The 15,687-nt window shown below is 48.7% G+C and carries 7 protein-coding genes; all 7 read right to left on the bottom strand.

The features are described 5' to 3' along the window. Positions 1-59: 59 nt before the first annotated feature. A complete protein-coding gene (locus tag ACOJUN_RS13370; RefSeq protein ID WP_422132438.1) occupies positions 60-1,940 on the bottom strand; it encodes a hypothetical protein in 1,881 nt (626 codons plus the stop codon). A 157-nt stretch (positions 1,941-2,097) separates the two neighbouring features. Beyond that, complete coding sequence (locus tag ACOJUN_RS13375; protein WP_422132439.1) at positions 2,098-4,149, bottom strand: hypothetical protein; 2,052 nt, start codon at positions 4,147-4,149, stop codon at positions 2,098-2,100. A 133-nt stretch (positions 4,150-4,282) separates the two neighbouring features. Then, entirely contained in the window at positions 4,283-6,721 is a 2,439-nt protein-coding gene (locus tag ACOJUN_RS13380; protein WP_422132440.1) for a hypothetical protein, read from the bottom strand. Positions 6,722-6,852: 131 nt separating this feature from the next. Beyond that, on the bottom strand, positions 6,853-9,261 hold the full coding sequence (locus ACOJUN_RS13385) for a hypothetical protein (protein WP_422132441.1): 2,409 nt from the start codon (positions 9,259-9,261) through the stop codon (positions 6,853-6,855). Positions 9,262-9,396: 135 nt separating this feature from the next. Continuing rightward, a complete protein-coding gene (locus tag ACOJUN_RS13390; protein ID WP_422132442.1) occupies positions 9,397-11,166 on the bottom strand; it encodes a hypothetical protein in 1,770 nt (589 codons plus the stop codon). Between the two features lie 132 nt (positions 11,167-11,298). Then, positions 11,299-13,350 (bottom strand): hypothetical protein, encoded by a 2,052-nt coding sequence (locus ACOJUN_RS13395; protein WP_422132443.1) that lies wholly within the window; start codon positions 13,348-13,350, stop codon positions 11,299-11,301. Between the two features lie 134 nt (positions 13,351-13,484). Continuing rightward, positions 13,485-15,632, bottom strand: a complete 2,148-nt coding sequence (locus ACOJUN_RS13400; protein ID WP_422132444.1) for a hypothetical protein — start codon at positions 15,630-15,632, stop codon at positions 13,485-13,487. Positions 15,633-15,687 lie beyond the last annotated feature (55 nt).

The following is a 15,687-nucleotide window of genomic DNA, read 5'->3' on the forward strand; positions in this document are numbered from 1 at the left end:
GGATAGATCAAGAAAATAAGTGTGTTTTTTTGTCTCTGACACCAGAGGTGGTTATCAGCTCAAGGAGTGGGGTCATTGTCCTGATTCGCATTAGCAGGTTTGCGTTTTCGATGCATTCTTTTGTGATCCGTCAGGGCTTTGAGACTCTTGCAGATCTTCCCGCACGACCGCAGTTGGCCATCCATCCCGACCAAGGCCTCCTTACAGGTTTTTTTCCCGGAGTGGCATTGGGCTTTGTGATCAGACAGGGCTCTAGCATTCTTGCAGGCCTTCCCGCACTGGCATGGCTGTCCATCCACCCCGATCACGATTTCCATACAGATTTTTTGCCCGCTGTGATACTTGTGTTTGTGATCCAGGAGGCTTTTTGCACTCTTGTAGCTCTTCCCGCACGGCCTCGGCTGGCCATCCTCACAGAGCATGGGCAAGTCACAGCTTTGTTGTCCGGTGTGAGCTCTTCTTTTGTGATCCGACAGGGCCTGGGCATTCTTGCAGATCGTCCCGCATGGTTGTGGTTTCTCGTCCTCCCCGGGTACGGTCAAGTGACAGGTTTTTTGCCCGCTGTGGATGCTGCTTTTATGGGCCGACAGAGATTGAACATTCCTGAAGACCTTCCCACATGGTCGCAGCTGGCCGTCCTGCCCAGGCACGTTCACATCACAGCTACTACGTTGCCCCTTGTGGAAGTTGCTTTTGTGAGTCGACAGGACTCCGGCATTCTGGCAAATCATCCCGCATGGCCGTGGCTGGCCATACTCCCCGACGACTCTCAGGTTACAGATTTTTTGCCCGCTGTGGTATTTGTATTTGTGACTCGACAGGGCTTGAGCATTCTTGCAGACCTTCCCGCATGGATGCAGCAGGCCATACTCCCCAATCAGGTTGGCATCACAGGTTTTTTGCCTGGTGTGAGCGCACCTTTTGTGACTTGACAGGGCTCTGGAATTTTTGAAGACCAATCCGCATGGCCCAGGCTGGCAATCCTCACCGATTTTTGTTACATCACAGGTTTTTTTTCCACTGTGGACTTTGCTTTTATGTCCAGACAAGGCTTGACCGCTTTTGAAGACCTTACCACAGGGTCGTAGCTGGCCATCTTTTCCGAATAATGTTTCGACACAGGTTTTTTGCCCGGTATGGTATTTGCCTTTGTGAAGCGACAGCTTGTGTTTATTCTGAAATACCTTGCTGCATTGCCGCACCTGACCATCATCTCCGACCTGGATCACGCTGCAGGTTGCCTCTCCGGTAGGGGCCGTTGTATCGGCCCAATGAGGGTATGAGTCTGATACGGGGGGTGATCCAGTGTTGTCTGTTGAACTTTTTTCACAAACAGGCGTTCCGCTATTGGATGAATCTGAAGATTGTCGAAATCGACAGACACCGTTACAGGGATGGATAAAACAATTTAAATTCAAAGTATGCAGTTGTTGTTCAGGGTCTTCATTACCGCTGCCAGAGTCAGAATACAGGAGGCTGGTGAAATAGCCTGTAATATGAGTAGTAGCCTGCGGGGGAAGCTGACCCGATGATTGTGTTGGCTGATATTGTGTTGGCTGATATTGCGTTTGGTCCTGTTCAGAGCCGGGCCTCAGAGAGGTGATGGCAAACGGGTGGTCAGGATTCGCCTCTTGTTGTTTACCGGGATTAAATAACTGTGAGTAGGTGTTGCGATAGTTTTTTAAAAGCCAGCTGACAGTGAGAACTGCTTCCAGAGGTAGCCATGAATAAGGGGTTGGGTATTGAAAGGTGGTTTTCATCCCGTAATTGTCAGGTATATGTCGTATTTTATCCGGAGGTAAATCGGGTTCCTTATAGCCGTTTGTACCGGAAATGTCAGACGGGTTGCCTGACAATGTTCCTTGGTCAAGCTTTATAAAAAAGTTCTGGTTTGAAAAATCTGCATTCTGTTCAAGCTCGATAACAAAGCATCTTGTCAAGGGTTTAGCTTGGCAGATGACAGACAACGATAGTAACAGAAGTGCCGCAAAGAGTGAGTGTTTAATAATTCTATCCCTGTCTTCTGATTTACAGAGAGGAAGGATAGATCAAGAAAATAAGTGTGCTTTTGTGGCTTCCTCATGAAAGGGGGGCAGTTCAAGGAGTGAGGTCACCGTTCCGGTCCCAATCAACAGGCTTGCGTTTTCGATGTATTCTTTTGTGATTCGAAAGGGCCCTGGCATTCTGGCAGACCACTCCGCATGGCCGTGGCTGTCGATCCTCCCCGACTAGTGTCAGGTTACAGATTTTCTGTCCGGTGTGAACTGTGCTTTTGTGCACGTACAGGTCTTGAGTGCTTTTGCAGACCTTCCTGCATGAACGCAGCTCGCCATCTTCTCCTACCATGGTCGTATAACAGATTTGTTGCCCGCTGTGGACTCTGCTTTTATGAGAGGACAATTTTTTGGCGTTATTGCAGACCACTCCACATGGCCGCAGCTGTCCATCCTCCCCGACGATTGTCACGTTACAAGTTTTTTGCCCGCTGTGGTATTGGTTTCTGTGAGTCGACAGGGCTTGAGTATTCTTGCAGAGCTTCCCGCATGGGTACAGCTGGCCATCTTCCCCAACCACGTTGGCATAACAGGTTTGTGGTCTGGTGTGAACGAGCCTTTTGTGATCCCGAAGGGCCTGAGCATTCTTGCAGAGCGTCCCGCATGGTTGTGGTTGCTCATCCTCCCCAAATACGGTCAAGTCACAGGTTTTTTGCCCGCTGTGGATACACCTTCTGTGAGATGACAGTGATTGTGGATTCTTGAAGACCTTCCCGCAAGGCTTTAGCTGACCATCCTCGCCGATCACCGCCGCATCACAGGTTTTATGCTCAGCATGAACGCTGTTTTTGTGATTGAGCAGGGCTCCGGAATTCTTGCAGATCAATCCGCATGGCCTTGGCTGACCATCTTCCCCGAAGACTCTTACGCGACAGGTTTTTTGCCCGCTGTGGTATCTGTATTTGTGACACGACAGGGCTTGTGCACTCTTGCAGACCTTCCCACATGGGTAAAGCTGGTCATCCTCACCAACCAGGTTGGCATCGCAGGTTTTTAAGCTGCAGTGGACGCTCCTTTTATGACTCGACAGGGCTGCGGCATTCATGAAGACCATTCCGCATGGCCTTGACTGACCATCCTCCCCGAACACAATCACGACACAGGTTTTTTGCCCGGAGTGGCAAGAGATTTTGTGATTCGACAGGGCTTGAGCGTTCTCGCAGACCTTCCCACAGAGGCGCGGCTGGCCATTCTTGATGACTAATGTTATGTCGCAGGTTTTTTGCCCGGTATGGTATTTGCTTTTGTGAGACCAAAGTACTTTTTTATTCTTGAAGACCTTTCCACATTGTCGCAGCTGGCCATCATCTGCGATCAGGATCACGTTACAGGTTGCTTGTCCGACCGGGGGAGTTGTATTGGCTGCCCCTGCAGCCATTGGTTCTGAGGCGACCTCATTTACCTCATTGGATGGATCGGAAGATTGTCGAAATCGACAGACACCGTTACAGGGATGGACAAAACAATTTAAATTCAAAGTATGCAGGTCTTGTTCAGGGTCTTGATTACCGCTGCCAGAGTCGGGATGCAGAGGGCTAGTGTAATAGCCTGTAACACAGGTAGTGGCCTGTGGGGCATGCTGACCCGATGATTGTGTTGGCTGATATTGAGGTTGGTTCTGTTCAGAGCCGGGCATCAGAGTGGTGATTGCAAACGGGTGATTTTGATTCGCCTCCTGGTGTTCAATTGGATTAAACAACGGTGAGAAGGGGTTCCAATAGTTTTTTAAAAGCCAGCCGACAGTGATAACCGCTTCCAGAGGTAGCCATGAATAAAGGGTTGGGCATTGAAAGGTGTCTTTGGTGGTCAGGATCAGCTCATAAGCAACCAGCAGATTGGTAATGTCTAGCCATTGCCGGGAAATAGACTCAATCAGGGTTGTTTTGATCCCGTATATGTCAGTTTTGTGGCGTTTGTTATGAGGCGGTGAACCGGATTTTGTATAGCCGTTTGTATTGTCAAAGTCAGAGGGGTTGTCTGACAATATTTGTCGGTCAGGCTTTATAAAAAAGTTCTGGTTTGAAAAATCTGCATTCTGTTCAAACTCGATAACAAAGCGTCTCGTTAACGGTTTAGCCTGGCAGACGACAGACAACGACAGTAACAGCAGTGCCGCAAAGAGTGAGTGTTTAATGATTCTATCCCTGTCTTCTGATTTACAGAGAGGAAGGATAGATCAAGAAATAACTGTATTTTTTGCTTTTCTCACTGAGAGGGCGGTTATCAGTTCAAGGAGTGAGGTCATTGTCCCGGTTCACATTAACAGGCTTGCGTTTACGGTGTTTTCTTTTGTGGTCCGACAGGGCTTTGACATCTTTGCAGACCTCCCCGCAGTGCTGCGGCTGGCCGTCCTCGGCGACTGCGGTTTCATTACAGACTTGTTGCTTGCTGTGCACGCTTCTTCTGTGATACGACAGGGCTTGAATATTCTTGCAGACTTTCCCGCATAGCCTTGACTGACCATCCTCACTGATCATGGTTATTTCACAGGTTTTTCGCCCGGAATGGATGGTGATTCTGTGAGATGACAGTGATTGTGCATTCTTGAAGACCTTCCCACAAGACTGCAGCTGGCCATTCTTCCCCGGCATAGCCAGGTCACAGGTTTGTTGGCTAGTGTGAGCCATTTTTTTGTGCTTCAACAGGACCTGAGCAGTCTTACAGATAGCCCCGCATGGTTGTGGCAGTCCATCTTCCCCGAGCACGGTTAAGTGGCAGGTTTTTTGCCCGGTGTGGTTGTTGCTTTTATGAACCGACAGAGATTGAGCACTTCTGAAGACCTTCCCGCATCGCCGCTGCTTGCCGTCCTCTCCAAACACGCTCGCTTCACAAATTCGTTGACTGGTGTGGAAGTTGCCTTTGTGATTCGACAGGACTTTAGCATTCTGACAAACCATTCCACATGGCCGTGGCTGGCCGTCTTCCCCGATGACTTTTACGTTACAGGTTTTTTGCCCGGTGTGGTATGCGTTTTTGTGATTCGACAGGCTCTGCACACTCTTGCAGACCCTTCCGCATCGGTGCAGCTGGCCATCCTCCCCAACTACGTTGGCATCACAGGTTTGCTCTCTGGTGTGGATGTACCTTCTGTGAGTCCAAAGGGCTTGAGCATTCTTGCAGACCAATCCACATGGCCATAACTGGCCATCCTCCCCGACGACTTTAAAGACACAGGTTTTTTGCCCTGTGTGGTATTTGCCTTTGTGATTTAACAGGCTCTGCGCACTCTTGTAGATTTTCCCACACGGTCGCTGCTCGCCATCTTCCCCGGTAATGGTCGCAGCACAGGTTCGTTGCCCACCGTGGGTTCTTTTTTTGTGTCTCAAGAGGGTTATAGCATTCGGGCAGACCATTCCGCAGGGTCGTGACTGGCCATCTTCTCCTGTCTCTGTCACGTTACAGGTTCTTTGTCCACTGTGGAACTTGCTTTTGTGCTCTGACAGGGCTTTAGGACTCTTGCAGATTTTCCCACATGTTCGCGGCTGGCCATCCTCACTGATCACGGTCGTATTGCAGGTTTGTTCCCCGCTGTGGACTCTTTTTTTGTGAGATGCCAATTTTTTTGCATTACTGCAGACCTTCCCGCACGGCTGCGGCTGGCCATCTTTCCCGACCACGGTTACTTCACAGGTTTTTTGCCCGGTGTGGTATTTGGTTTGGTGAATTGAGAGGGCTTGTGCACCGTTGTAGGTCTTCCCGCATGTTCGCGGCTGGCCATCCTCCCCTACTTCTGTTAAGTCACAGGTTTTTTTTCTGGCGTGGACTTTGCTTTTATGTTCAGACAAAGCCTGAGCACTTTTGTAGACCTTCCCACAGGGGCGTCGCTGGTCATCTTCTCCTGATAATGTCACGTCACAGGTTTTTTGCCCAGTGTGGTATTTGCTTTTGTGAGACCTAAGTATTTTTTTATTCTTTAAAGCTTTCCCACATTGTCGCAGCTGGCCATCATCTCCGATCAGGATCACGTTACAGATTACCTGTCCGACAGGGGGAGTTGTATAGGCTGCCCCTGTGACCATTGACTCTGAGGCGACCCCGTCTGAGGCGACCCCGTTCACGTTATCGGATGGATCGGAAAATTGTCGAAATCGACAAACACCGTTACAGGGATAGATAAAACAATTTAAACCCAAAGTATGCAGGTCTGGTTCAGGGTCTTCATCTCTTCTGCCAGAGTTAGAATGCAGAAGCCTGGTGTAATAGCCTGTAATAGGATGAGTGGCCTGTGAGGTATGCTGCCCCGATGATTGTGATGGCTGATATTGAGGTTGGCTCTGTTCAGAGCCAGGCATCATAGTGGTAATGGCAAACGGGTAATCTTGATTCGCCTCTTGTTGTTCAATTGGGTCAAATAGCGGTGATTCGAGGCTCCAGTAGCTTTTTAAAAGCCAGCCGACAGTGATGGCCGCTTCCAGAGGTAGCCATGAATAAAGGGTTGGGTATTGAAAGGTGGTTTTCATCCCGTCATTGTCAGGTTTGTGTCGTTTTTTATCAGGCGCTGAATCAGGTTCCGCATAGCTGTTTGTATCGGCAATATCAGACGGGTTGCCTGACAATGTTATTCGGTCAAGCTGTATAAAAAAGTTCTGGTTTGAAAAATCTGCATTCTGTTCAAGTTCAATAACAAAGCGTCTTGTTAACGGTTTAGCCAGGCAAATGACAGACAACGATAGTAACAGAAGTGCTGCAAAGAGTGAGTGTTTAATAATTCTGTCCCTGTCTTCTGGTTTACAGAGAGGAAGGATAGATCAAGAAAATAAGTGTGTTTTTGTGGCTTCCTCATGAAAGGCGGCACAGTTCAGGGAGTGAGGACATTGTCTCGGTTCACATTAACAGCCTTGCGTTTTCGGTGTTTTCTTTTGTGGTCCGACAGGGCTCTGCCACTCTTGCAGATCTGCCCGCACGACCGCAGTTGACCATCTAACCCGACCACGGTCTCCTTGCAGGTTTTTTCCTCGCTGTGGTATCTGGCTTTGTGATTCGACAGAGTTTTAGCATTCTGACAGAACACTCCACATGGCCGTGGCTGGCCATCCTCCCCGACGACTCTTACATCACAGGTTTTTTGCCCGGTATGATATTGGTTTTTGTGATTCGACAGGGCTTGAGCATTCTTGCAGATCTTCCCGCAGGGCCACGGCTGGCTGCCCTCGTCGACCACGGTCTCATTACAGGCTTGATGCTCGCTGTGCACGCTTCTTCTGTGATACGACAGGGCTGGAATATTCTTGCAGACTTTCCCGCATGGCCGTGGCTGGCCATCCTCTCTGATCATGGTTATTTCACAGGTTCTTTGCCCGTTATGGATCGCGCTTCTGTGAGATGACAGTGAATTTGCATTCTTGAAGACCTTCCCGCATGGCCGCAGTTGGCCGCCCTCGCCGACCACGGTTTCATTACAGACTTGTTGTTCGCTGTGCACGCTTCTTTTGTGATACGACAGGGCTGGAATATTCTTGCAGACTTTCCCGCATGGCCTTGGCTGGCCATCCTCTCCGGTCATGGTTATTTCACAGGTTCGTTGCCCGGAATGGTAGGCGCTTTTGTGAGATGGCAGTGAATCTGCGTTCTTGAAGATCTTTCCGCAAGGCTGCAGCTGGCCATCCTTCCCAACCACCATGACATCACAGGTTTTCTGTGTGTTATGGACATACCTTTTGTGAGTCCAGAGGGTTTGAATATTCTTGCAAACCAATCCGCATAGCCTTAGCTGGCCATCCTCACTGATTATTGTCAGGTCACAGGTTTTTTGCCCGGTGTGGTATTTGCCTCTGTGATACGACAGGCTCCGCGCATTCTTGCAGATCTCCCCACACGGTCGCTGCTGGCCATCTTCCCCGATAACGGTCGCAGTACAGGTTCGTTGCCCACTGTGGAATTTGCTTTTGTGCTCCAACATGGCTTTAGGATTTTTGCAGATTCTCCCACATGGTCGCGGCTGGCCATCCTTTCTGATCACTGTCGCATTACAAATCTGTTGCACGATATGGACTCTCTTTTTGTGAGAGGCCAATTTTTTGGCATTACTGCAGACCATCCCGCATGGCCGCAGCTGGTCATCCTCGCCGACTACTGCCACGTCACAGGCTTTTTGCCTGGTGTGGTATTTGGTTTTGTGAGTCGAGAGGAGTTGTGCACTTTTGTAGATCTTGCCGCATGGTCGCAGCTGGCCATCCTCCGCTACTTCTATTAAGTCACAGGTTTTTTTCCCACTGTGGACTTTGCTTTTATGTTCAGACAAGGCTTGAGCACTTTTGCAGACTTTCCCACAGCGGCGCGGCTGGTCATCTTCTCCTAATAATGTTAAACCACAGGTTTTTCGCCCGGTATGGTATTTGTATTTGTGAGACCAAAATACTTTTTTATTCTTTACCACCTTCCCACATTGGCGCGGCTGACCATCATCTCCGATCAGGATCACGTTGCAGGTTACTTGTTCGACAGGGGGAGTTGTATCGGCTGCCCATGCAACCATTGGGTCTGAGGCGACCCCGTGTGAGGCGACCCCGTTTACGCTATTGGATGGATCAGAAGATTGTCGAAATCGACAAACACCGTTACAAGGATAGATAAAACAATATAAACCCAAAGTGTGCAGGTGTTGTTCAGGGTCTTCATTACCGCTGCCAGAGTCAGAATACAGGAGGCTGGTGAAATAGCCTGTAATATGAGCAGTCGCCTGTGGGGTATGCTGATCCAATGATTGTGATGGCCGATATTGGGGTTGGTTCTGTTCAGAGCCAGGCATCATAGTGGCAATGGCAAACGGGTGATTTTGATTCTCCTCTTGTTGTTCAATTGAGTTAAACAGCGGTGAGTCGGGGTTCCAATAGTTTTTTAAAAGCCAGCCAACAGCGATAACCGCTTCCGGAGGTAGCCATGAACAAAGGGTTGGGCATTGAAAGGTGTCTTTGGTGGTCAGGGTCAGTTCATGAGCAATCAGCATAATCGTAGCCTGTAGCCATTGCCACGAAATCGACTCAATCAGGGTCGTTTTCATACCGTAAATGTAAAGTTTGTGTCGTTTTTTATCAGGTGGTGAACCGGGTTCTTTAAAGCCGTTTGTATTGGTAATGTCAGACGGGTTGCCTGACAATGTCCCTCGGTCAATCTTTATAAAAAAGTTCTGGTTTGAAACATCTGCATTCTGTTCAAGCTCGATAACAAAGCACCTTGTTAACGGTTTAGCCTGGCAGATGACAGACAACGACAGTAACAGAAGTGCCGCAAAGAGTGAGTGTTTAATAATTCTGTCTCTGTCTTCTGGTTTACAGAGAGGAAGGATAGATCAAGAAAATAAGTGTGTTTGTTTGTCTTTCCCATTAAGGGGGCGGTTATCAGTTCAAGGACTGAGGTCATTGTCCCGGTTCACTCTAACAGGCTTGCGTTTACGGTGTTGTCTTTTGTGGTCCGACAGGGCTTTGACATTCTTGCAGGCTTTCCCGCACGGCCGCGGTTGACTATCTAACCCGAACACGGTCTCCTTGCAGGTTTTTTCCTTGCTGTGATATCTGGCTTTGTGATTCGACAGGGCTTTAAGATTCTTGCAGACCAATCCGCACGGCCCTGGCTGGCCATCCTCACCAATTACTGTTACGGCACAGGTTTTTTGTCCGGTGTGGCTGTTGCTTTTATGAACCGACAGAGATCGAACACTCCCGTAGACCCTCCCGCAGAGCCGTTGCTGGCCGTCGTCCCCAACCACGCTCGCATCACAACTTTGTTGACTGGTGTGGAAGCTGTTTTTGTGATCCGACAGAACTTTAGCATTCTGACAGACCATTCCACATGGCTGAGGCTGACCATCGTCTCCGACGACTTTTACGTCACAGGTTTTTTGCCCGGTGTGATATTGGTTTCTGTGATTCGACAGGGTTTTAGCATTCTTGCAGAGCTTCCCGCATGGGTATAGCTGGCCATCCTCCCCAACCAGGTTGGCATCACAGGTTTGTTGTCCCGAGTGAGCTATTCTTTTGTGATTCGACAGGGCTGTGGAATTTTTGCAGACCTTACCGCATGGTCGATGCTGACCATCCTTCGACACTTCTGTCACATCACAGGTTTTTTTTCCACTGTGGATTCTGCTTTTATGTTCAGAAAAGGCTTGAGCACTTTTGTAGACCTTCCCGCAGCGGCGCGGCTGGCCATCTTCGCCGAATAATGTTAGGTCACAGGTTTTTTGCCCAGTATGGTATTTGCTTCTGTGAGACCAAAGTACTTTTTTATTCTTTAATAACTTTCCACATTGTCGCAGCTGGCCATCATCTCCGATCAGGATTATGTTGCAGGTTGTTTGTCCGACCAGGGGAGTCGTATCGACTGCCCCTGCAGCCATCGAGTCTGAGGCGACCCCGTCTGAGGCGACCCCGTCTGAGGCGACCTCGTCTGAGGCGACCTCGTCTGAGGCGACCTCGTTTACGCTATTGGACGGATCGGAAGATTGTCGCAATCGACAAACACCGTTACAGGGATAGATAAAACAATTTAAACCCAGAGTATGCTGGTATTGTCGAGGGTCTTCATTACCGCCGCCAGAGTCAGAATACAGAAGGCTGGTGAAATAGCCTGTAATATGAGTACTGGCCTGTGGGGTATGCTGACTGGATGATTGTGATGGCTGAAATTGAGGTTGATTATGTTCAGCGCCAGCCATCATAGTGGTGATCGCAACCGGGTGATTTTGATTCGCCTCTTGTTGTTCAATTGGGTTAAACAGCGATGAGCCGAGGTTCCTATAGCTTGTTAAAAGCCAGCCGACGGTGACGGCCGCTTCCAGAGGTAGCAATGAATAAAGGGTTGGGCATTGAAAGGTGTCTTTGGTGATCAAGATCAGTTCATAAGCAACCAGCAGATTCATAGCGTATAGCCATTGCCAGGAAATCGGCTCAATCAGGACCGTTTTTATACCGTAAATGTCAGGTTTTTGTCGTTTTTTATCAGGCGGTGAACCGGGTTCTATACAGCCACTAGTAACGGCATTGTCAGACGGGTTGTCTGACAATGCTCGTCGGTCAAGTTTTATACAAAAGTTCTGGTTTGAAAAATCTGAATTCTGCTCAAGCTCGATAACAAAGCACCTTGTTAACGTCTTAGCTTGGCAGATGACAGACAACAACAGCAACAGCAACAGCAATACCGAAAAGAGTGAACGTTTAATAATTCTATCCCTGTCTTCTGATTTACAGAGAGGAAGGATAGATCAAGAAAATAAGTGTGTTGATTTCCTCATCAAAGAGGGGGCAGTTCAATGAGTGGGGTCATTGTTCCGGTAATTAGCAACGGGCTTGCGTTTTCGATGTATTCTTTTGTGATCCGACAGTGCTCTGACGCTCTTGCAGATTTTCCCGCACGACCATGTTTGGCCATCCACCCCGATCACGGCCTCATTACAGGTTTTTTGCCCGGTGTGGTATCTGGCTTTGTGATCCGACAGAGCTTGAGCACTCTTGCAGGTCTTCCCGCACGGCCATGGCTGGCGATCCTCCCCGACAACGCTTTTATTACAGATGAGTTGCCCGCTGTGCATGCTTCTTTTGTGATACGACAGGGCTTGAATATTCTTGTAGACTTTCCCGCAAGGCCGTGGCTTGCCATCATCCCCGACCATGGTTATTCCACAAGTTTGTCGCCCGGAATGGTGGCATCTTCTGTGAGATGACAGTGATTGTGTATTCTTGAAGACCTTCCCGCAAGGCTGCAGCTGGTCATTCTCCCCGAGCACGGTCAAGTCACAGGTTTGTTGTCCGGTGTGAGCTTTTCTTTTGTGATCCCGAAGGGCCTGAGCATTCTTGCAGGGCGTCCCGCATGGTTGTGGTCGGTCATTTTCCCCGGGCACGGTCAAGTCACAGGTTTTTTGCCCGCTGTGGATGCACCTTCTGTGACATGACAGTGATCGTCCATTCTTGAAGACCTTCCCGCAAGGCTGTAGCTGGCCATTCACCCCGACCACGGCCACGTTACAGGTTTTTTGCCCGGTGTGGGATCTGGCTTTGTGATTCGACAGGGCTTGAGCACTCTTGCAGATCTCCCCGCACGGCCATGGCTGGCCATCCTTCCCGACAACCTTTTCATTACAGATGTGTTGCCCGCTGTGTATGCTTCTTTTATGATACGACAGGGCTTGAATATTCTTGTAGACTTTCCCGCAAGGCTGTGGCTGGCCATCCTCCCCGACCATGGTTATTTCACAAGTTTGTCGCCCGGAATGGATGTTCCTTCTGTGAGATAAGAGTGTTTGTGTATTCTTGAAGACCCTCCCGCAAGGCTGCAGCTGGTCATTCTCCCCGAGCACGGTCAAGTTACAGGTTTGTTGCCCACTATGGAATCTCTTTTTGTGAGATGCCAATTTTTTGGCATTACTGCAGACCATTCCACAGGGGCGCGGCTGGTCATCTTCTCCTGATAATGTTACGTCACAGGTTTCTTGCCCGGTATGGCATTTTTTTTTGTGAGTCCAAAGTGATTTTTTATTCTTTAAAAACTTCCCACATTGTCGCAACTGGCCATCGTTTCCGATCAGGATCACATTGCAGGTTGTCTTTCTGACGGGGGGAGTTGTATCGGCTGCGCCTGCAACCATTGATTCTGAGGCGACCCCGTTTACGCTATTGGACGGATCGGAAGATTGTCGGAATCGACAAACACCGTTACAGGGATAGATAAAACAATTTAAACCCAGAGTGTGCAGGTATTGTTGAGGGTCTTCATTACCACTGCCAGAGTCAGAATACAGAAGGCTGGTGAAATAGCCTGTAATATGAGTACTGGCCTTTGGGGTATGCTGACCGGATAATTGTGATGGCTGATATTGAGGTTGATTCTGTTTAGAGCCAGCCATCATAGTGGTAATGGCAAACGGGTGATTTTGATTCGCCTCTTGTTGTTCAATTGGGTTAAACCGCAGTGAGTCGAGGTTCCAATAGTTTTTTAAAAGCCAGCCGACAGTGATGGCCGCTTCCAGAGGTAGCGATGAATACAGGGTTGGGCATTGAAAGGTGTCTTTGGTGTTCAGGATCAGTTCATAAACAACCAGCAGATTCGTAGCGTATAGCCATTGCCAGGAAATCGACTCAATCAGGGGCGTCTTTATACCGTAAATGTCAGGTTTGTGTCGTTTTTTATCAGGCGGTGAACCGGGTTCTATACAGCCATTAGTCTCGGCAATGTCAGACGGGTTGTCTGACAATGTTCGTCGGTCAAGCTTTATAAAAAAGTTCTGGTTTGAAAAATCTGCATTCTGTTCAAGTTCGATAACAAAGCACCTTGTTAACGGCTTAGCCTGGCAGATGACAGACAACGACAGCAATAGCAGTACCAAAAAAAGTGAGTGTTTAATAATTCTATCCCTGTCTTCTGATTTACAGAGAGGAAGGATAGATCAAGAAATAAGTTTATTGTTTTGTCTTTCCCTCTAAGAGGGGGGTTATCAGTTCAAGGAATGAGGTCATTGTCCAGGTTCACATTAACAGGCATGCGTTTACGGTGTATTCTTTTGTGATTCGAAAGGGTTCGAGCATTCTTGAATACCTTCCCGCATGGTCGCTGCCGACCATCCTCTCCGACCACGGTCGCGTAACAGGTTTGTTGCCCTGTGTGCTTGTCTCTTTTGTGATCTGACAGGGCTCTGGAACTCTTGCAGACCTCTCCGCACGGGCGTGGACGAGCATCTTCACCGATCACGGTCCGGTCACAGGTTCGTTGCCCGCTGTGGGCTCTGGTTTTGTGAGCTGACAGGGCCTGAGAACTCTTGCAGATCTTCCCGCATGCCCGAGGTCGGCTGTGCTCTGGGAAAATGGTTACGCCACAGATTTTTTGCCTGCTGTGTTGTTTGCTTTTGTGATCCGACAGGGCTTTAGCATTCTTGCATAGCTTCCCGCATGAACGCGGCTGGCCATCCTCCCCGACCCATGTCAAGTCGCAGGTTTTTTGTCCAGTGTGCTCTTTTCTTTTGTGATCAAGCAGGACTCTGGTATTCTTGCAGATCTTCCCGCATGGCTGTGGCTGGCCATCCTCTGCGAACACAGTGAAGTCACAGCTTTTTTGCTCTGAGTGGTATCTGTTTTTGTGATCCAACAGGACTCTGGAATTTCTGAAGGTCATCAGGCACAGTTTCTGCTGACCATCCTCCCCGATCAATTTAGAGTTACAGGTTTTTTGCCCGGAGTGGTATTTTCCTTTGTGATCCCAGAGGGCCTTAGCATTCTTGCAGAGTTTTCCACAGGGTCGCGGCTGCTTGTTCGCCTCAAACACGGTGAACCTACAGATTTTTTGGCCGCTGTGGTATCTGCTTTTGTGTACAGACAGTGATTGAGCATTTTTTAGGACAACCCCGCATGGCCGCTTCTGACTGTCCTTCCCGACAATGATCGCTTTACAGATTTTCTGTCCGGAGTGATATCTGCTTTTGTGTGATGATAAAGATTTAGCATTCTTGAAGACTGACCCGCATGGCTGCTTCTGACCATCCTTCCCGGTCACTGTAAAGTTACAGATTTTATTCCCGGAGTGGTATATGCTTTTGTGAGACGACAGGGATCGAGTATTCTCACAGACTTTCCTGCATAGCTTCTGTCGGCCGTCCTCCCCAACCACTATCAGGTTGCAGATGACCTGCCCGGCAGGGCCAATTTTATCGTTCTTCTCTGCATCTACTGACTGTGATGCGACCCCGTCCATATAGTTGCAATTATATTCTGCGTGCCCTGTCGAACTTTCTTCGGAATTCAGCTCTTCGCTATCGGATAAGTCAGATGAATCGGATGAGTCAGATGAGTCAGATGAGTCAGATGAGTCAGATGAGTCAGATGAGTCAGATGAGTCAGATGAATCGGATGAGTCAGATGAGTCAGATGAGTCAGATGAGTCAGATGAATCGGATAAACCAAAAAAACCGTATAAAGAATATAAGTGGTGAAAGGGTAATGATCGCAAGTGACAAACGCCACGACATGGATGGACGAAACAATTTAGATCAAAGGTGTGTGAGTATAGTCCAGAGCCCCCCCTGCCTCCGCTTGAGTCAAAATACATGAGACCTGTGAAATAGTCTGTAGGCAGGGTGGAGAAATGTGAAGCTTGCTGGACAGATGATTCTGATGACTGGCCTTGTTGTTGATGTCCAGAGCCAGACATCATGGTGGTGATCGCAAACGACTGATCCCCCTGTGTCAGCACAGATGTCGCCTCCTGTTGTTCAATTGGTTTAAATAGCGGTGAACCGTGGTTCCAATAGCTTTTTAAAAGCCAACCAACCGTGAAAAACGCTTCTACAGGTACCCATGAATAACTGTGAGAGCTTAGAGGGATGTTTCTGTTGGTCTGGATCAGTTCGAAAGCAACCAGCAGATGAGTGACGTAATACCATTGCCACGAAGTCGACTCAATGATTATCGTTTTTACTCTATAACCGCCAGGTTCGTGTCGTTTTTGATCTTGCGGCGAATCAGATCCTGCGTAGCTGGGTGTGTCGTCAATGTCTGATGGGCTGCCTGACAAAGTACGCCGGTTATTTTTCATAGAAAAGTTCTGATTTGGAAAACCTGTATCCTGTTCAGGCAAGGCAATAAAACGTCTTGTCAATGTTTCAGCCTGACAGAAGACAGATAAGAAAAATACCAGCAAGTGCAGGGTTACA

This window comes from Endozoicomonas sp. ALD040 (genome assembly GCF_049275945.1).
GTDB lineage: Bacteria > Pseudomonadota > Gammaproteobacteria > Pseudomonadales > Endozoicomonadaceae > Endozoicomonas_A.